The 17,790-nt window shown below is 64.8% G+C and carries 16 protein-coding genes; 2 read left to right on the top strand and 14 right to left on the bottom strand.

The features are described 5' to 3' along the window. Positions 1 to 19: 19 nt before the first annotated feature. From IB267_RS26300 to IB267_RS26280, 5 genes are all read right to left on the bottom strand, one after another. Positions 20 to 625 (bottom strand): histidine phosphatase family protein, encoded by a 606-nt coding sequence (locus IB267_RS26300; protein ID WP_034801808.1) that lies wholly within the window; start codon positions 623 to 625, stop codon positions 20 to 22. After that, a complete protein-coding gene (locus tag IB267_RS26295; RefSeq protein ID WP_192450464.1) occupies positions 622 to 1,722 on the bottom strand; it encodes an ABC transporter ATP-binding protein in 1,101 nt (366 codons plus the stop codon). Before IB267_RS26295 ends, IB267_RS26300 begins: the two co-directional genes overlap by 4 nt. Beyond that, a complete protein-coding gene (locus IB267_RS26290) occupies positions 1,719 to 3,464 on the bottom strand; it encodes an iron ABC transporter permease (RefSeq protein ID WP_192450463.1) in 1,746 nt (581 codons plus the stop codon). The genes IB267_RS26295 and IB267_RS26290 overlap by 4 nt, the downstream gene beginning before the upstream one ends. A gap of 60 nt (positions 3,465 to 3,524) precedes the next feature. Next, a complete protein-coding gene (locus IB267_RS26285; protein WP_192450462.1) occupies positions 3,525 to 4,646 on the bottom strand; it encodes an ABC transporter substrate-binding protein in 1,122 nt (373 codons plus the stop codon). Between the two features lie 121 nt (positions 4,647 to 4,767). Beyond that, the gene (locus IB267_RS26280; protein ID WP_192450461.1) at positions 4,768 to 5,604 is read right to left on the bottom strand and encodes a MurR/RpiR family transcriptional regulator; all 837 of its coding nucleotides are present in this window, start codon (positions 5,602 to 5,604) and stop codon (positions 4,768 to 4,770) included. 506 nt (positions 5,605 to 6,110) lie between these two features. On the opposite strand from IB267_RS26280, the gene IB267_RS26275 reads away from it, so the two are divergent. Beyond that, entirely contained in the window at positions 6,111 to 7,157 is a 1,047-nt protein-coding gene (locus IB267_RS26275; protein ID WP_192450460.1) for an ATP-binding protein, read from the top strand. A gap of 97 nt (positions 7,158 to 7,254) precedes the next feature. Further along, complete coding sequence (locus IB267_RS26270; RefSeq protein WP_192450459.1) at positions 7,255 to 7,866, top strand: outer membrane protein; 612 nt, start codon at positions 7,255 to 7,257, stop codon at positions 7,864 to 7,866. A gap of 200 nt (positions 7,867 to 8,066) precedes the next feature. On the opposite strand, the gene IB267_RS26265 is transcribed toward IB267_RS26270, so the two are convergent. The 9 genes from IB267_RS26265 to IB267_RS26225 form a co-directional block, all read right to left on the bottom strand. Further along, positions 8,067 to 8,753: an RraA family protein gene (locus IB267_RS26265; RefSeq protein ID WP_192450458.1), complete on the bottom strand. Its 687-nt coding sequence runs from the start codon at positions 8,751 to 8,753 to the stop codon at positions 8,067 to 8,069. 23 nt (positions 8,754 to 8,776) lie between these two features. Next, positions 8,777 to 9,802 carry a hydroxyacid dehydrogenase gene (locus tag IB267_RS26260; protein ID WP_371742644.1) on the bottom strand — a complete coding sequence of 342 codons (1,026 nt, stop codon included), beginning with the start codon at positions 9,800 to 9,802 and terminating at the stop codon, positions 8,777 to 8,779. A gap of 36 nt (positions 9,803 to 9,838) precedes the next feature. Further along, positions 9,839 to 10,687: a CoA ester lyase gene (locus tag IB267_RS26255; RefSeq protein ID WP_192450457.1), complete on the bottom strand. Its 849-nt coding sequence runs from the start codon at positions 10,685 to 10,687 to the stop codon at positions 9,839 to 9,841. Then, positions 10,684 to 11,898, bottom strand: a complete 1,215-nt coding sequence (locus IB267_RS26250; protein WP_192450456.1) for a CaiB/BaiF CoA-transferase family protein — start codon at positions 11,896 to 11,898, stop codon at positions 10,684 to 10,686. Before IB267_RS26250 ends, IB267_RS26255 begins: the two co-directional genes overlap by 4 nt. 21 nt (positions 11,899 to 11,919) lie before the next feature. Beyond that, a complete protein-coding gene (locus IB267_RS26245) occupies positions 11,920 to 12,999 on the bottom strand; it encodes an ABC transporter ATP-binding protein (protein WP_192450455.1) in 1,080 nt (359 codons plus the stop codon). Beyond that, the gene (locus IB267_RS26240; RefSeq protein WP_192450454.1) at positions 12,992 to 14,710 is read right to left on the bottom strand and encodes an iron ABC transporter permease; all 1,719 of its coding nucleotides are present in this window, start codon (positions 14,708 to 14,710) and stop codon (positions 12,992 to 12,994) included. The genes IB267_RS26245 and IB267_RS26240 overlap by 8 nt, the downstream gene beginning before the upstream one ends. Before the next feature lie 121 nt (positions 14,711 to 14,831). Continuing rightward, positions 14,832 to 15,944, bottom strand: a complete 1,113-nt coding sequence (locus tag IB267_RS26235; RefSeq protein WP_210336011.1) for an ABC transporter substrate-binding protein — start codon at positions 15,942 to 15,944, stop codon at positions 14,832 to 14,834. After that, positions 15,944 to 16,708 (bottom strand): IclR family transcriptional regulator, encoded by a 765-nt coding sequence (locus IB267_RS26230; protein WP_192450453.1) that lies wholly within the window; start codon positions 16,706 to 16,708, stop codon positions 15,944 to 15,946. The genes IB267_RS26235 and IB267_RS26230 overlap by 1 nt, the downstream gene beginning before the upstream one ends. A 348-nt stretch (positions 16,709 to 17,056) precedes the next feature. After that, on the bottom strand, positions 17,057 to 17,704 hold the full coding sequence (locus IB267_RS26225; protein ID WP_192450452.1) for an AAA family ATPase: 648 nt from the start codon (positions 17,702 to 17,704) through the stop codon (positions 17,057 to 17,059). Positions 17,705 to 17,790 lie beyond the last annotated feature (86 nt).

The following is a 17,790-nucleotide window of genomic DNA, read 5'->3' as shown; positions in this document are numbered from 1 at the left end:
ATGCCCCTCGCCGCAAGTCTCAGTCGGCGACGAAATCGTCGGGTGCGACAGATCCGATGTTGTAGCCCTCGAGCTGCGCGGTCATGCTGCCGCGCCGCGGGAAATGCAGGATGGTCGCCGTGCCCGGCGTCACCGGAACGACGCGTGAGGGCGGAAGGTCGAGGAATTCGTGGCAGGCGGCGCGCACCACCCCACCATGGGCAACGACGAGCAGGTCCCCTTCGGTGCGGGACATCCAGTCGTGCACGCCTTCGGCAACACGGCCGCGGAAGGCGCCCCAGGTCTCGCCATTGGCCGGCGTGAAGGTACCGGCCCGCCAGGCGGCATATTCCTCCGGACGCTCGGCGATCAGGTCCGGCTTGCGCCGTCCCGTCCATTCGCCCATGTCCAGCTCACGGAAGCGCTCGTCGGTCGGTGCGTCCGGGTGACCGATGAGGGCGACCGTCTGCCGGGTGCGGCCGAGGTCCGAGGCGATGATGCGAACCGGCTTCAACGCCTTGGCGTAGGGGCGAAAGCGCCTGACCTGCGCGACCCCGCGCTCGGACAGAAGCGAGTTGTCCTGTCCCTGGAGGCGTTGTTCGGCGTTCCACTGGGTCTCGCCGTGGCGCATGAGGATGAGCCTCATTGTTGGATCCTTTCTCCGGTGGCGGCGAAAACCGCATCGGGTGTGCGAATGAAGGAAAGGGGGATCGGCTCCCCCGGCGTGGCGGTGAAGTAGCTGTCGGCCATCGCAGTGATGCGCAGTTCGCCGACCATGGCGGTCACCATGGTTCGGCCCGCGATCGGCGCCGCTTCGGCAAACCGGGCCGTAAGCGACGGCGCTCCTGCGACCGCGCCGACGCTCACGTCTTCGGCGCGGTAGAGCAGTTGCGCATCGTCGCGGCCGGCGGCCAGGGAAGCCGGAGCGAGCACCATATCGCCGAAGACGAGGCCGTCGCCGGCGCGGTGCACCGGTATCAGGTTTGCCGGCGGCGTGCCGAGGAACGTCGCAACGAACGTAGTCTGCGGGTTGCGCAGGAGATCGATCGGCTTGCCGAACTGTTCGACGCGACCGTTGTTGAGCACGGCGACATGGGTCGCCATGGTCATCGCCTCGACCTGGTCGTGGGTGACGTAAACCGATGTCGCCCCGGTCGCCCGGTGAATGCGCATCAACTCGCTGCGCATCTCGATACGCAGCTTGGCGTCGAGGTTCGACAGCGGCTCGTCGAACAGGAGGATGCTCGGCTGCGGCGCGATCGTGCGGGCGATCGCCACGCGCTGCTGCTGGCCGCCGGAGATCTCGGCCGGATACCGTTCGGCAAGCATGTCGATGCCGAGAAGAGCAAGTACTTCCTTTACACGCTGCTCGCGCTTGTCGCGCGGCCATCTGGCGACCTTCAGCGGCCAGGCGATGTTGCCGGCGACCGTCATGTGCGGCCAGAGCGCATAGCTCTGGAACACAAGCCCGGCATTGCGCTTGCCGGCGTCGGCAATCACGCCGCCCGCACCGCTCGACACGGTCTGCCCGACGAAGGCGATTTCGCCCTCGCTCGGGCTTTCAAGCCCGGCCAGCATGCGCAGAAGGGTCGACTTGCCGCAGCCGGAGGGGCCGACGAGCACGAGGAAGGACCCCGCTGGTACCGAGATGTTGACGTCCTTGACGGCGGTAAAGGCGCCGAAGCGTTTGACGAGACTGCGGATCTTGATGGCGTCCGCGGTGCCGGTTGCTAAGGCATTCATGGTGCTTTCCATTTCTGGACACGGTTCTGCAGGCTGTGGGCCACGAAGGAGGCAGCCAGGCAGACGACGAGGATGACGAGGGTGATGGCATTGGCGAACTGCATGAAGCCTTCCGCGGCATAGCGATAGGCGACCATGCTCAGCACCGGCGAGGTGGCGGTGAACAGCAGCACGACCAGCGAGAGGTCCCGCACCATCTTGACGAAGACGAGGATCGCGCCGGCAAAGAGGCCCCGGATCGCGAGCGGAAAGATGATCGCGAACAGGCGACGGATCAGTCCCGCGCCGGTCAGCCTTGCACTTTCCTCGATGTCGGCGGAGATCTGGCCGAGCACCGAGCGCCCCGACTGCACGGCAAAGGGCAGATTGTGCGCGGATGCCGCAATGACCAGCAGCGCAAAAGTGCCGTAGAGCGAAGGCAACGGCCCGATCGGCGCGCCGAAGAGTGCGATATACGCGGCAGCAAAGGCGATGCTCGGCACCAGGAGCGGCAGGAAGGCGAGCTGGCTCAGCAGCGTCGCAAGCAGGCTGCCGCGGCGCTGCACGATGGTATAGGCCAGCGCCAGACCGAGCAGCATCGTGGTGAAGGCGACGACCAGCCCGAGACGGATCGTGTTCCAGATGGCGTCGATCAGCACCGGATTGCGGAAGATCCCCGCCTGCCCCTGCGCCATCTCGCCGCCGCCTTCACCGATCCAGAAATGCAGCGTCCAATTGGAGAACAGCGCGCCGCTTTGCGGTGCCAGGCTCGATGCGGCCAGCACGAGAACCGGCAGCACCGTGGTCAAAAGCCCGATGACGACGGCGATGGCAAAGAGTGGCCAGCGCCAGGCGCCGAGCGGGAAGCGCTTGGTCCGCCCGCCTTTGCCGGTCACGGTGATGAAGGCCTTGCGGCCGGAGACGATGCGATCGGAGAGCCACAGGAACAGCGCCGAGACCGCAATGAGCAGCAGCGCAAGCACGAAGCCGCGTTCGTTCTGGCCCGTCTCGATCATGCCGAAGAGGCGGGTGGAAAGTGTCTGCATGCGCACCGGCAGGCCGAGCAAGGCGGGGGCTGCGAAATTGGCGACAGCCCCGGCGAAAGTCAGCGATGCGGCCGCAATCAGCGCCGGCGTGACGACCGGCAGGATGATGCCGAAGAAGATGCGCGGGCGCTTGGCGCCGGCCATCTGGCCTGCCTCGACGAGATCGGCGCCGACCGAACTCAGGGCCGCGGCGATGATCGTATAGGCGAGCGAATAATAGTGCGCGATCAGCACGATCGCCGTCGGGATCAGACCCCAGGCGAGCCAGTCGGGAATGGCAAGGCCGCTGGTCTCGAAGAAGCCGGCCGAGCCGCCGAGACGCGAATTGCGAAACAGCGTGCCCCAGGCAAGGGCTGCGGCAAAGCTCGGGATCATGTAGGGCAGCGACGCCATCAGGCCGAGGAAACGGCGCCCCGGGACGTCCGTCAGCACCACGAGCCAGGCGAGGAAGCCGCCGATGAGCAGGCAGCCGACACCGACGCTGAAGCCGAGGATCATGGTGTTGAGAAGCGGTCGCCACCAGAGATTGGCGGAGAGCGGGCTGGCAAGCACCGCCTTCCAGGCCGCGATGCCCTCGGGCGTCAGCGTCGTGAAGAGGATGCGCAAGAGCGGAGCGACGACCAGGATCGCGACGACGGCGACGAGAAGTGCCGGCAAGAGGAAGCCCGATCGGAGCAGCCGGCTGCCCGATGGTGCGGATATCGATAGGGATGTCATGTCAGGGCCTCGGCGTCTGTCGGCACGCCCGGTGTAGAGCATGCCGACAGACGGTTTCCGTTACTGGAGCGTGATGATCAGGTCGGCGATGCGTCCGCGCGCGGCGGCCGTCTTTGCCGGATCGATCGTCCAGGCCTTCAAGTCATCGAGTTTCACCGAGTCCGGATGGTGGGCGATGGTCTTGCGGGTTGCGTAGTCGCCGGGGACGTTGAAGGGCTCGAAGCCCGCCCCGCCGGTCGGCGTGTCGTCGCCGAACATGAAGTCGATCAGCAACCGAGCGGCTGCCGGATGATGCGCCTTGTCGGCGACCGTCAGAACCGCCGGAAAGAGGATGCCGTTGGCCGGCTCGACATTGTTGGCGATCTGCAGCGCCCAGCCTTCCTTCTCGTTGTCGCGACGGTCGGAATAGGTGCCGAAACCGACCGGCGGGTTCTTGGCGTTGACGTCGCCCACCGACTTGTTGAGCACGTCGCTGTTGGGAACCAGGATCAGGTCGTTGGCGAAGAGATCCTTGATGAACTGCTCGCCGGCACCCTGGAGATCGCCTTCCACTTCGATATCCTTGCCGAAATGGGCCTTGTAGGCGGCTGCCATCTCGTCCGGATGTAGCGCGATCTCGGTCAGGAGGTCGAGCAGTTCGCCACGCTGGCTCGGATCGACCATCAGCACCCTTCCCTGCCACTCCGGCTGGGTGAGCTGCCAGAGATTGCTGACGGGCGAACCGCCAGGAAAGGCCTTCTCGTTGTACATCAGCACCTTGGTCGAGAGGCGCTGCGTCAAAAGCGGCGCCTTGTAGCGGTCCTCCAGTTCGTTCGCGACCCGCGGCGGCACGTAGTTCACGATCCGCTTTCCCTCCAGAAGCTTGGTGAACACGACAGGCGTATCGGCGATATAGAGCACGTCGACCGCATGCACGCCGGCCTGCTGTTCCGCCTCGATGCGGGCGATCTGCTTGGTCGAGCTCATGTCGAGGCCGATGAGGTCGATGCCCGGATAGGCTTCCTCGAAGGCCTTTTCGATCTTGGCGATGCGGCTCGAAAGCGAGAAGACGGTGACGCTCCCCTCCTTCTGTGCGAGCGGCAGCAATTGCTGCGGCGTCAGGCCGTCGAGATCGGACGCCATCGCCAAGGATGGCAATGCGAAACATGCGGCAAGCGCGGCACTGGTCAGTTTCTTCAGCATTTCTTTCTCCTCCCTTTGTAGTTCCCCGCTAGCGCATCCGGCCTTCAAGTGGGATCACCTTCTGGCGTAAAGATGCAATAGAATCAGAGCATTATCGCCCTTCGTGCGTATGAACGCGCAGCTAGTCGAAGTCGTTGAACAACTCCGACAGCTTCTCCAGCCTGCCGATCACCTGCCCCTGATGGCGGCCGGCGATCGTGAGCACGATGGCGTTGACGATCGCAAACGGGATCGTCGGTGTCTGAAATTCGCTGCCCGAGCGCCCCCTCGGCGCTGCGAGCATCAGATCGGCGGCGGGTTCCATCAGCGGCCCGACCAAATCGGAAACGAGGATCGATTGCGCACCGACCCGCGTCGCGTGCCGCACCAGCGGACCGTAGCTTTGCGGCTGCTTGCGAAAGGCAAGCGCCACCACGAGGTCGCCCGCCTCCATGCCGACCAGGCGCTCGGCGATGTCCCGGCCGCGGCCCGTCAGCTGGATCGTGGTCATGCCGAAGCGGTCGAGGCGACGCTGCAGGAAACCGGCAACCGATTGCGCGTGCCCCTGCCCGAAGATGAAGACCCGGCGCGCCGAAAAGATCATGTCGGCGGCCCTGTCGATATCCGCCTGCTCGACCGAGCGGGCGAGCGTTTCGAGCGCGCTGATCTCGGCTGCGATCAGATCGGTCAGGTAGTCGCCATGCTCGACTTTCGAGACCGAGCGGCGCATGCGGTTCGCCGCGTCCTGATCGTCCAGTACCTCGCGCTGCAACTGGGCGCGGAGGTCCGGAAAGCCCTTGTAGCCGAGCTTCTGCGCCAGCCGCGTGGCGGTGGCCTCATGAACGGAGGCGCGCTGGGAAATCTGCGGGCCCGACAGGAACGCGGCCTCCGCCCGGTTTTCCAGCATGGTCGTGATCAGCTTCTGATCCGCATCGGTAAGCCGCCTGGAATGCGTCTTAATGCGATCGAGTATCGTCATGACGTCCCCGCAAGTTCATTTGCAGGATCCATCGTTCCTGCAATTTTCCATGCCGTCAATAATAGCAGTGCAAGAATCTTTGCAAGGGTCTGCAATGGCCGATGCCACCTGGTTGCGGATGGGCTCCCTGCCCTGCAGGCCACCCGCCACACGCCCCGACGAACCTACCCTCGCGCGCTGCGGGAAGGCACACCTGCAACCTTTGCGGTTACCCGACAGATTCTTTGCAAAGCACCGCAAACCGATGCAGCCGGCCTTGGCTGCGCCGGAATGGCATGGATCCTCGAACGATTGCTCCTCCGATTTCGGCGCCCTCTCCACGCAACCCACACACGGCCTCAACGAATCCTGTGCCTGCCGGTTGCACCGCTGATTGCAGCGAAACTTCGAGAACCACCATGAGCGATCCCCAAACGACAGACCTTGCCGTCGGCCCAGTCCCGGGCAGCCATCCCAAGAAAAGGGAATGGCCGATCGGAGGCTTCAACTGGCTTCTGACGAAGCACATGTTTCTGGCGGTGACAGCCACCATTGGGGTACTGACATCGGGATCGTTCATTTACATGTACGTCCTCTACCTGATGCACTCGGACGCGGTGCTCGAACCGGTGACCCTGGTCGAGCTCCTGGTGATGGCCGCGGTGCTCGCCGTCAGCCTGATCATCGCTGCGATCATCGGCGGTCGCCTCAGCCACCGGATCGTGAACGCACTGGTGCTCATCCGCGATGCCGCAAAGGCGATTGCGATGGGAAACTTCTCCACCCGCGTGCCGGTTCGATCGCGACGCCTGGGGGAGGTCGACGACGTGATCGACCATTTCAATCGCATGGCCGAACTACTGGAGAGCGCGGAGAAGGAGTTGCAGTACCAGAACAACGCCATCGCCCATGAACTGCGAACGCCGCTAACGGTGCTGCGTGGCCGCCTGCAAGGAATGCGCGACGGCCTCTTCGAGCCAACCACCAAACTTTACGATGGCTTGATCGGCCAGATCGATCACCTGACCAGCATCGTCGAGGATCTTCGCATCCTGGCGCTCTCGAATGTGGGGCGGCTGGAGCTCCGCCTGGAGCCGGGCGACATGGGCGAGGAGGTCGAGACTGCCGTCGCCGCGATGCTCGGCGAGTTCGACAAGGCGGGGATGCCGGTATCGCTCGACCTCAGCCGGGCGCCGATGACGCTTGATCGCGCCAAGGTTCGACAGGCCCTGCTAGCGATCATGCACAATGCCACTCGCTATGCACCGGGCACCCGGCTCTCCATCGTGGCGCGGATGAGAGGTTCGGAAGCCATCTTCCAATGCCAGGATTCGGGGCCAGGCATGTCCGATCTCGACATCGAACACGCGTTTGATCGGTTCTGGCGCGCGGACGATTCCCGATCCCGTGCGAGCGGCGGCAGCGGCCTCGGCCTCTCGGTCGTTCGTGCGATCGCCGAAGCCCATGGCGGCTCGACCAGCGCGAAGCGAAACGAGTTCGGCGGCATGACCTTTGAAATAGCGTTGCCGACCGACTGCGGGAGCAGAGGCGTGCAAAGCGTACTCTCTCCATGAAACCCGGATGAACTCTGCGCGGAACCTGCAAGCAGATGAGGCAAACCGATCGCATTGAACGGGCCGGACCGGTCCGCGACAATAAAGGAAACGATCGATGACACTCAACTTCACGACGGCCGCGCTTGCTCTGAGCGTTGCCGCAGCCGCTTCGACGGCGCAGGCCGCTGATTTCAACAATTCGGGCGTCGACTTTGCCAATGTGGATCGTTGGACGGGGACCTACGCGGGTGGCCACATCGGCACCGGCTCCTCGAACCAGAAGGGCAGCAAGAACAAGATCAATGGCGGCGTCCAGGTCGGCTACAACCAGCAGATCGGCCAGTTCGTGGTGGGCGGCGAGATCGAGGCGGCGCGGGCCGGCGGCCTGCAGTACCAGGTCGGCAAGGGCGGCGCCTTGCAGCAGACCTGGAGCGGCACCGCCCGGGCCAAGGCCGGCTACGCACTCGACAACATCTTGCTCTACGGCACTGTCGGCGTCACCACCGCGCGCTTCGAGGGCAAGGGCACCGTGACCTCCGGCGATCGCTGGCACACCGGCTGGACCTATGGCGCCGGCGCCGAGATGGGGTTCACCGAAAACATCTCCGGCAAGGTCGAGTATAGCCAGACCCGCTTCAACGGCGTGGACTCCACGATCGGTGGCGCGAAGGGCTCGAACAATCTGGTCAATCACGCGATCAAGACGGGCCTGAATTTCCGCTTCTGATCTCGAATGCGACCGGTTCTACCGTCCCCCTAGCACCGGTCGGGCGAGCGGCAACACCTCGCCAACCGGCGGCGCCTGCACAGGCGCCGCCACAATCATGGTCGCGCATGTCCCCGAATGTCGGCCGAACCCGCCCCGGGCGAGCCAACGCCGAACGGGCCGCATCGGCGCCTTCGATCTCGGGCGCTCGCAAACGTGTTTCAGGCGCCCTCGCCGACGAAGCTGCAGCCCAGTCTTTGCAGTTCGCGGTCAACCCAGGACCGGTCGATCTCGCCGAGCACCGTCGCATTCATCTGCTTGGCCTCGGCCTCGTGCTTGGCGCGGGTCGCCTTGAGAACCGTGTCGGCGTCGGCTCTGGGTATGCACACCACGCCGTCGAAATCTCCCAGAATGAGATCGCCCGGATTGATCACCATGCCGGCGATCGAGATCTGGAAGCCGATTTCGCCGGGACCGGTGCGGTAGGGTCCCCGGTGCGTCACGCCGATTGCGTAAAGCGGCAGGTCCTGGGCGCGAATGGCCTCGGCGTCGCGGATCGCGCCGTTGAGGACGAAGCCCGCGACCCCACGTTTTACCGCATGGGCCAGCATCAACTCGCCCATCAACGCATTGGTGGTATCGCCGCCGGCATCGACGACGATGACGTCACCGGGGCTAGCGATATCGATCGCCTTGTGCAGCATCAGGTTGTCGCCGGGGCAGGTCTTGACCGTGAGCGCCGGGCCGGACAGCACGCCGCCGCCATGCATCGGGCGCAACCGGTCGCCGCCGGCGACCAGCCGGGACATGCTGTCGGACACGTTGGCGACGGGCAAGGCGCGGAACGCCTCGATATAGGAGGGATCGACACGTTCCATGTCGCTCTTCACTCGGAAACCGATCGGCATATCTTGTTCTCTCCTCGGAACGGTTAGGCTGGCTGTTTGCGCAGGCCGAGGCTCTGCGGCGTTGCAAGGCTGAAGGCATCGGGTGCTTCGCCGCCGAGCACGCTGATGATGTGCCGGGCGGCGATTTCCGCCATGGCCTTCGACGAGCCCTTGGTCACGCCGCCGATATGCGGCGTGGCGAGCAGGTCGGGCGCCGCCCACAACGGATTGTCGGCAGCCGGCGGCTCGATGGCGAAGCTGTCGAGGGCGGCACCCGCGATGCGCTTGTCGCGCAGGGCGATGGCAAGCGCTGCCTCGTCGATGAGGCCGCCGCGCGCCGTGTTGACGATGAAGGACGTCGGCTTCATCAAAGAAAGGCGACGGGCGTCGACCAGGTGGCGCGTCTCGGCCGTCAGCGGGCAATGCAGGCTGACGATATCGGCACGGCGGACGAGGTCGTCCACGTCGCTGACGGTTTCGATGTTCGCCTCGGCGAGCCCCGCCGCCGCATGCGGATCGTAGACGATCACGTCCATACCGAGCGCACGGGCCATCGCAGCCGTTTCCCGCCCGATCGCGCCATAACCGACGAGCCCCATCACCGTGCCGATGATATCCCGCCCCATGAAAGTCGGCTTCGGCCAGCGGCCGTCCTTGACCGCTACCGTCAGCGGGCCGATCTCCTTGAGCAATGCGAGCGAAAGCGCGATCGCGTGTTCGGCGACCGCGCGCGCGTTCGATCCCATGGAACGCAATACCGGCACGCCCCGGTCAGCCGCTGCCTGGATGTCGACATTGTCGACGCCGACGCCATGCTTGACGATGACCTTCAGCTTCGGCGAGGCGGCGATCACCGCCTCGTTGATCTGGCCCTGGCGAACCATGATCGCGTCGATGCCGAGTTCGGCGGCACGCGCGGCGACGATGTCGGAGGCATCGTAAGGCGGCGAGAAGAAGACGTCGCAGTCATGCGCGTTGAGCAATTCGACCGCACTCTCGGCGATCGAATTGTGGGTCACGAGAACGCGCCATTTGCGGCGCTCCCCCATGGCGCTGGAAGGATTTGACACTGTTTTCTCCAATAGGCTTCCCCACGCTGGGGGCGGTCAATGTGAGGCGCGCGTCAGCAAGGCGCGGGCGCGTGTGACGATCGGCAGGTCGACAAACTTGCCCTCGAAGACAAAGGCACCGACGCCGTCCGCTGCGGCCGCATCTGCAGCCTCGATGAGGCGCCGGGCGCGGTCGATCTCGGCCCCGGACGGTGAAAAGCCGTCGTTCAGCAGGGCAACGACGCTCGGGTGGATGCAGGTCGCGCCATCGAAGCCGAAGTCCTTGGCCTCCCTGATGGCAGCGGTCAGCGCCACCTTGTCGGCATAGTCGGCCGTGCTGCGCAGCAAGCCGAAGGACATGATCCCCGCCGCCTTCGCCGCATAATGGATCAGGAGCTTCGGCAGACGCAGGACCTCCGGCGTCGGCTGTGCCGCCATCGATGTGGCGAGGTCCTCGCCACCGGCCGAAAGTGCAAAGACCCGCGGCCCCGTCGCAATGGACGCGACATTCTGCAACCCGATCGGGTCCTCGATCAGCGGCACGAAACGCATCGGGCTGCGCTGCTTCGCGGTTTCGATCGGCGTCAGATGGCGGTCGAGCCGGTGCAGAAGCTCGGGCGAGGACACCTTCGGCACGTAGAGCGCGTCGGCCCCGGCTTCGCAGGCTGCCGCCGCATCCGCGAGCATCGCGGCCTCGTCATGGGTGTTGATCCGGACGATGACGATGGCGCCGCGCTGCCCGACCATCGGCAGGTTCTTGCCGAGTGCCGCCCTTGCGGATTCCTTTTCGCTCGGCGCGACCGCGTCTTCGAGATCGACGATGATCGCATCGGCGCCGCGTTCGTGCGCCTTTTCAAGGAACCGGGGCGAACTGCCGGGGACGTAAAGGAGCGAGCGCAGCCTCATTCGGTTCGTCCTCCCATGATCAGATCGATCTCGTCGGTCGACAGACCGGCTTCCGCGAGCACGTCGCGCGTGTTTTCGCCAAGCGACGGCGCCGGATTGCGCCAGACGCCGGGCGTTCCCGACATCCGCGGCAGGATGTTGTGCATGGGCAGAGAACCGAAATCACGATCCTCGACCTCGGTGAAAACCTCGCGCTCGACGAAGTGCGGATCGGAAAAGGCATCGGCGATGTTGTAGACGGGACCGACGGTCGCTCCCGCCTCCCGCATCACGTCGAGTGCGTCATCACGATCGCGCGTCGCGAACCAGGCCCCCACCGCCTCGTCGACCAGCGGCCGGTTGAAAACCCGGTCGGTGTTGGTGGCAAAGCGCGGATCGTCGATCATGTCGGCCCGGCCGATGATCTCGAAGATCCGCTTCGCCACGGCCTGGGTCGAGCCGGACAAGGCGACGAACTTGCCGTCCGCGCAGCGATAGACGTTTCGTGGCGAGGTCGTGTTCGAACCGCTGCCGACACGCTCCTTGATCTTGCCGGTGGTCTTGTAGATCGCCGCCTCCGGCCCGAGCACGGAGAACATCGGCTCAAGCAGGGAAAGATCTATGACCTGGCCGCGGGCAATGCCTCGCTCGCGGGCCAGAAGCGCCGTGCTGACGGCGGACGCGCCGTAGATGCCGGCGATCATGTCGGCAAGCGCCAGCGGCGGCAACACCGGCTCGCGATCCGGAAATCCGGTGCGCGCTGCAAAGCCGCTCATCGCTTCCACCAGCGTGCCGAAACCGGGAAGCTCCGCGTAGGGACCGGTCTGGCCAAAGCCGGAAATGCGCACGATGATCAGATCGGGATTGCGCGCCAGAAGCTTTTCGGGCGCCAGTCCCATCTCTTCGAGCGTGCCCGGCCGAAAGTTCTCGATGAAGACATCGACCGTGTCGAGCAGCTTGAACAGCGCGTCCATCGCCGCCGGTTCGCGCAGGTTGAGCATCACCGACCGCTTGTTGCGGCCGTAGGTCTTCCAGTAGAGCGAGCTTCCGCCGTCGCGCCAGTCGCGCAAGGGGTCGCCGGCCGGCGGCTCGACCTTGATCACGTCGGCGCCGAAATCGCCGAGCTGAAGCGACAGCATGTTTCCGGCAACGAGGCGGGACAGGTCAACGACACGAATGCCGTGGAGCGGCCCCTTTGCATCCGCATCGAAGCGTTTCGGTTCCCTGGTCATAGGTTGATCCGTCCTCATGCGTCAGGCCTGCGGGCGGGATTGCGCGGAAAACAGGGTCGAAGCTTCCGGCGGCACATAGACAAAGACCTGGCTGTCGGCGATCTCGCGGCTCGTCTGCACGCGGAAGGTGCTGCCCGCACCGACAAGCTCATACTGATAGACGGATCCGAGATAGGCGCCGCCCTGCACCGTCGCCTGCACGACGTTGTCACCGGCGCCGCCGACGATCTGCAGACGTTCCGGACGGACTGCCACGACCACCTTCTCGCCCGTGCCGCCTGCACCGGCATTGGCGCGGATGACCGTTTGTTCATCCAGGCGGACGCTGGCAGCCCCGCCGCTGCCGCCAACCACGGTTCCGCTCAGGAAGTTCGACGAACCGATGAAGTCGGCGACAAAAGCGTCGGCCGGCGTTTCATAGATCTCCTTGGGCGTGCCGAGCTGCCGGATACGGCCGTTGTCCATGACCGCGATGCGGTCGGACACGGCAAGCGCCTCGGCCTGGTCGTGCGTGACGTAGACGGTCGTGACGCCAAGCCGTTCCTGCAGCTCACGCAGCCAGACGCGCGCCCGCTCGCGCAGCTTGGCATCGAGGTTGGAGAGCGGTTCGTCGAGAAGCAGGAGACCGGGGCGGTAGACCAGGGCACGCGCTAGCGCGACGCGCTGCTGTTGTCCGCCGGAAAGCTCAAACGGGTAGCGCTCGGCAAAGCGCGCCATCTCGACCAGTTCGAGCGCTTCCTTGATCCGCTCGTCCTGCTCTGCGCGCCCGATCTTGCGCAGTTTCAGCGGATAAGCGAGGTTCTGGGCGACCGACATGTGCGGCCACAGCGCGTAGCTCTGGAAAACGAGGCCGATGTTGCGCTGCTCGGGCGGCACCACCGTTCCGGTTCTGCCGTCGAAAAGCACGCGCTCGCCCATTCGGATTGCGCCGGAGGTTGCGTGATTGAGCCCGGAGATCGCAAACAGCGTGGTCGATTTTCCGCAGCCGGAAGGTCCAAGCAGCGTCAGGAACTCTCCCTTCGGGATCGTCAGCGAAACGTTGCTGACGGCCTTGTAGGAGCCGTAGCTGATGGAAAGGTCGTCGAGGATGAGATCAGCCATAGATCTTGGCTCCCAGTAGACGGCGCGCCATGAAGACGAACAAGGCCGTGATGATGACTTGGATGGTGGCCAGCGCGGAGACGGGTCCGTTGTCGCCCTGGGCGTAGAGCTGGAGCATGGTCGAGCCGATGATCTCGGATCCCGGCTGGTAGAGGAAAACCGCGGTGACGTATTCCTTGAAGAAGTGGATGAAGAGCAGCGCAAAGCTTGAAAACAGCGCCGGCTTCAGGAGCGGCAGGACGATGCGCGTGACGGTCGTCCACCAGTCGCCGCCGGAGATGCGGGACGCCCGGTCGAGTTCCTCGCCGATCTGCGACAGCGCCGGGGCGATCGCACCGAAACCGATCGGAATGTAGCGCACGACGAAGGCGGCGATGAGGATCCAGATCGTGCCGCGGATCATGTCGAGGCCGGGAACCCAGATCACCGCATAGAAGAAGCCGAGACCGGCGATGATGCCCGGCAACGAGCGCGGGAACAGGGCCACATATTCCAGGGCACGGCGGAAGCGGTACTCGGAGCGCTTGGCCACGAGCGCGATCAGAACCACGCAGGCCGTGCCGATGATGCCGCCGAGGAACGAGATGACCACCGAATTGAGGATGGCCCTGATGTAGCCGGGCTGGCTGAAGATCAGCTCGAAATTGGCAAGGGTCAGCAGCTTCCAGAACGGAACCAGCGGCGTGAGGAAACTGACGCTCGCCCGCATGAAGATGCCGGCAAAGACGGCGACGATGGTGAAGAGCACGTAGGCGGCAACCGCCGCGAACGCGACCCAGCGCCATTTCCCGAGATCGACGAGCGACGGGCGCGAGGCCTTGCCGCGCACCGTCACGAAGCGGCCGCTGTCCTTCATCAGGCGGCCCTGCAGCCAGACGAGCAGGCCGACGATGACCAGCAGCATCACGGCCCCCGCACCGACAATGCCGTAGTCGGATTGCACGGCGGCGTTGATGCCCTGGTCGTAGAGGAAGGTCGTCACGGTATGGATGCCGCTCGGGCCGCCGAAGACGAGCGGGATCGCCAGCATCTCGATGCCGATGACGAAATTCAGGACTGCGGAGTAGACCATCGCCGGGCGCATCATCGGAACGGTGATGTTGAGCAGCGCCTTCATTGGGCTGGCGCCTGCCGAACGGGCAGCGTCCTCGAGCTGCGCATCGGCCTTGGTGACGGCACCGATGCACATGAGATAGGCAAGCGGCGCCTGGCTGAGGCCAGCGACGATGCTCATGCCGGTCAGGCTGTAGAGGTTCCATGGGGTAAGCCCGGTCCCCGCCTTGACCGCAAGGGTGATGTAGCCGGACGGGCCGTACATCGTGAACCAACCGAAGGCCATCACGAGGTTGCTGACGAACAGCGGCCAGATCAGGATCTCGCCGATCCACTTGCGGCCAGGCAGATTGGTGCGACCGACGATGACCGCCATCACCGAACCGAACAGCTGCGCCACCACCATCGTCACGACGGCGAAGAAGAGCGTGTTGAGCACGATCTTGCCCATGCCGGCCTCGGTGAAGAGGCGAACGAAATTGCCGGCGGTCAACGCGGCATCGGGCTTGTAGAGCGGCTGGTCCAGGAAGGCCTGGAGGATGATGGGCGCAATCGGCCCGATCACGAGGATCGTGGTCAGGATACTCACGGTCCAGAAGATTGCGGTCGATCGGTCACGCCCGGCGTGCGCTGGCGACCCTGCTGCGAGTTCGGTCATGGCAATAGTCCTCGAAGGCCGTCCGCATGCGCGAGAGACGGGCGTCAGGCTTCGTATTGTTAAGAAAAGGGGACAGGCCGCCGACCGGTATCGGTTCGCTCGACAGCCCTGCCCGTGGCCGTTAGTTGCCAGCCATCGCAGCGGTCCACTTGGTGGCAAAGCCCGCCGCGTCGTCGATCAGCGCCCGGTCGAAACCCACGGCGATGAGATTTTCCATGCCGACCTTCTCGGCGATCGCCTGGTAGGTGTAGCGAACCTCGGCTTCATCGACGTCTTCGCGATAGGGGGTCAGCCCGCCCTTGCCGATCTGGGTCTGGCCGTTGCGGCTGAGCAGATAGTCGACGAACAGCTTTGCCGAATTCGGGTTGGCGGCTTCGTTCGGAATGCCAAGGCCGCGCAGCATGACCGGGGTGCCGTCGTCCGGGAAGGCAAAGCCGAGGATCTCGCCGCCGGGCTGTTCCAGGCGCGGGAAAATCGTGATGCCCGAGACGGCGATGCCGACGAGATATTCGCCCGTGGCAATCTTCTCGTTCATCGGGCCGCCGGAGACTTCGCCGCGGATCATCGGTCCGATCTGGCGCAGTTCCTTCCAGCCTTCGTCACCCTTGACCTGCAGGGTCCTCCACCAGGCGGCGAGGCCGAAGGAATTGCGCGCGGCGTCATAGGTGGTGATCTTGCCGTCGAAGCTTGCCTTGTCGGCCGCCGCCGCCTTGACGAGCGACGAGAAGCCGGTCGGGCGCTGACCTTCGGGAAGCAGGGCGGCGTTGTAGGTGATGACGAGCGGATCCGCCGACATCACGAAGATGCCCGGATAGGGATTGGCGAAACCTGGCAGGCGCTCGATTTCCGGGCTGGGATAGTCGAGCATGCGGCCCTCGGTGCCGTAGCGTGCCCAGCGGTCGTTGGCGCCCGACACCAGGACATCGGCGGTGCGCGCGCCGCTGCCGGCCTCGGCCTCCCAGCGCGTGTGCACCGTGCCGGATCCAAGGTCCAGCGTCTCGACCTTGATCCACGGATAGAGTTCGTTGAAGCCCTTGATTACCGGCTGCCAGTTGTTGTCGGCCATGTTGGAATAGACGACGAGCCCGGCTTCCTTGCGCGATGCGTCGACGAGCTGGGCGTAGTCGGCCGGATAATAGTCCGGCAGCTTCGGCTCCTGCGCGTAAGCGCCGGTCGAGAACGCTGCCGATGCCGCGACGAGCCAGCCGGCCAGTTCTCTTTTCATATAGGTCATTACTTCCTCCCGTGGGTTTTCCCGTTCTTCATCACGCGGCGCGAAAGCTCCTCACTTGCGCGGCGCGCAGCCTCGACCGTCGCCTTGGTGACGCGTTCGAGATTGTTGGCGATCCGCTCGCGCGGACCTGAAATATTGACGACGGCAAGGATGCGGCCGTCCGGATCGACGATCGGCGCCGCCACACCGGCAGCCCCCTCGACACGTCCGTAGAGATTGGCGACATGGCCGTCGCTGCGCGCGGCGCTGACGCGCTCGGCGATTGCGTCCGGATCGTCCTCACGTGCGACGTCGCCGCGCAGATAGGCTTCGAGGTCGCCGTCGTTCAGCCCGGAAAGCAGCATGAGACCGCTGGCAACGTAGTGCGCAACGCGCGGCGCAGCGATGTCGCGGTCGTAGCGGATCTCCCGCATCGGCAAGATCTTGTTGAGGTAGCGGACCTGGCGGTCGTCGGTGAGAACGGCGATGAAGCCCGTCTCTTCGATCGCACCGACGGTCTCGCGAAGGATGGGCTCGGCCACCCGCAGGATCGTGCCCCAGCCATTGTTGTCCGCCGACGGCTCGCCGGGCAGGCGGATCAGCAGATAACGACCATCGGCCTGCCGGGTGACGTACCCGCCCTCAACCAGCGTCCTCAAAAGAAGCAGCGTGCTGCTCTTCGGCAGCTCAAGCGCCTGGACGACCTCCGCCAGAGTGCAGGCCTCGCCGCGCGACGCGAGCCACTCGATCAGATCAAGGATTCTTTCCGCGCCGCGGCCGCTCATTCAAGTTTCCTCTTGTTCAATATATTGAACACGTGCTATATTGTGAATGCTATGGAAGCGACTCGCCTTTGTCAAGGCGCTCGCCGGCGTCATCCCGTTTCGTGAACATATGAGGCTGCCAGGACGCCGTCCCCGAACCCGCGGCCATCCGACCGATCTCAGGGCCTGACGCCACAAACGCGCCTCACCGAGGCGCCATACCGTGTTAGAGGCAGCAGCCCACGCGCGGAAAGATCGCGGTCATCCGCAGGTGGACCGAGCGGCATGCAGGACGGTGGCTGAGTGGAGAGGATGAACGCAGGGGGCGGAACCAGGAGCCGCGCCCGCAGGCGACATCATGAAACGCCTCTAACGGCGGCCGCGAGCCAGAATGCTGGCGATCGCCTCTGCCGTCTGTTCTGCTGTCAAAGAGGTCGTATCGAGCGTTTCGAGCCTAAGGTTCCGGTATTCGGCAGCGTCCGAAAGCGCAGAATCGATCGTCGCGTCTTCCTCGCCTCGATGCGCGAGCCTTCTCGTGCGCTCGCTGTCGCTACAATCAAGCAGCAGCCATTGGCCGTCGGGCCAATCCGAAAGTTCATCCGGCGTACAGACGCCAAGCAGGACGACACGGGCGGGATCCGCGATCTCGACCGCCCTCCTCACGAGCGCGGCATAGGGCGACCATGTCGCCTCGTTCTCGCTGATATTGCAGCCGGCAAGCAACCCGGCCGGCTCCATCAGCGCGTCCCAATCCAGGATCACTGACTGGGGAAGCAGGTAGCGCAAATGCGCGACGACGGCCGTTTTGCCGGATCCCGGCGCGCCGAGGATATACCACATCTTGCCTTCTCTCATGGCCATTTCGCCGCCTCGGGTCGTCAGCGGCTGCGCGCAAGGCGCACCGTTCCGTACCCGCGGCGCTCCGTACCAGGGAGTTGCAGATATAGTCACTCGAACACGCCGATCAACGCCCGGCGCGGCTGTCGGCTGCCGCCGGGCGGGCATTGTCGCCGTCATTCATCCGTCCCCATGGGGCCACTGAAGCCCGAGAACTTCGGCGCCCCAAGCGGAACCGGATGAACGCTCGCCTAAAGGACCGGATT

This window comes from Ensifer sp. ENS09, assembly GCF_014852425.1.
In the GTDB taxonomy this organism is placed as follows: Bacteria; Pseudomonadota; Alphaproteobacteria; order Rhizobiales; family Rhizobiaceae; genus Ensifer.
Note: the sequence above shows the minus strand (reverse complement) of the source record. Positions and strands in the feature narration are given on the sequence as shown.

What these genes read in the sequence shown, in the direction of transcription:
- IB267_RS26300 (WP_034801808.1), bottom strand. Translation starts at nt 625, where the DNA reads ATGAGGCTCATCCTCATGCGCCACGGCGAGACCCAGTGGAACGCCGAA.
- IB267_RS26280 (WP_192450461.1), bottom strand. Translation starts at nt 5,604, where the DNA reads ATGACGATACTCGATCGCATTAAGACGCATTCCAGGCGGCTTACCGAT.
- IB267_RS26230 (WP_192450453.1), bottom strand. Translation starts at nt 16,708, where the DNA reads ATGAGCGGCCGCGGCGCGGAAAGAATCCTTGATCTGATCGAGTGGCTC.
- IB267_RS26275 (WP_192450460.1), top strand. Translation starts at nt 6,111, where the DNA reads ATGTTTCTGGCGGTGACAGCCACCATTGGGGTACTGACATCGGGATCG.
- IB267_RS26285 (WP_192450462.1), bottom strand. Translation starts at nt 4,646, where the DNA reads ATGCTGAAGAAACTGACCAGTGCCGCGCTTGCCGCATGTTTCGCATTG.
- IB267_RS26265 (WP_192450458.1), bottom strand. Translation starts at nt 8,753, where the DNA reads ATGCCGATCGGTTTCCGAGTGAAGAGCGACATGGAACGTGTCGATCCC.
- IB267_RS26240 (WP_192450454.1), bottom strand. Translation starts at nt 14,710, where the DNA reads ATGACCGAACTCGCAGCAGGGTCGCCAGCGCACGCCGGGCGTGACCGA.
- IB267_RS26270 (WP_192450459.1), top strand. Translation starts at nt 7,255, where the DNA reads ATGACACTCAACTTCACGACGGCCGCGCTTGCTCTGAGCGTTGCCGCA.
- IB267_RS26225 (WP_192450452.1), bottom strand. Translation starts at nt 17,704, where the DNA reads ATGACGGCGACAATGCCCGCCCGGCGGCAGCCGACAGCCGCGCCGGGC.
- IB267_RS26250 (WP_192450456.1), bottom strand. Translation starts at nt 11,898, where the DNA reads ATGACCAGGGAACCGAAACGCTTCGATGCGGATGCAAAGGGGCCGCTC.
- IB267_RS26295 (WP_192450464.1), bottom strand. Translation starts at nt 1,722, where the DNA reads ATGAATGCCTTAGCAACCGGCACCGCGGACGCCATCAAGATCCGCAGT.
- IB267_RS26290 (WP_192450463.1), bottom strand. Translation starts at nt 3,464, where the DNA reads ATGACATCCCTATCGATATCCGCACCATCGGGCAGCCGGCTGCTCCGA.
- IB267_RS26245 (WP_192450455.1), bottom strand. Translation starts at nt 12,999, where the DNA reads ATGGCTGATCTCATCCTCGACGACCTTTCCATCAGCTACGGCTCCTAC.
- IB267_RS26255 (WP_192450457.1), bottom strand. Translation starts at nt 10,687, where the DNA reads ATGAGGCTGCGCTCGCTCCTTTACGTCCCCGGCAGTTCGCCCCGGTTC.
- IB267_RS26235 (WP_210336011.1), bottom strand. Translation starts at nt 15,944, where the DNA reads ATGACCTATATGAAAAGAGAACTGGCCGGCTGGCTCGTCGCGGCATCG.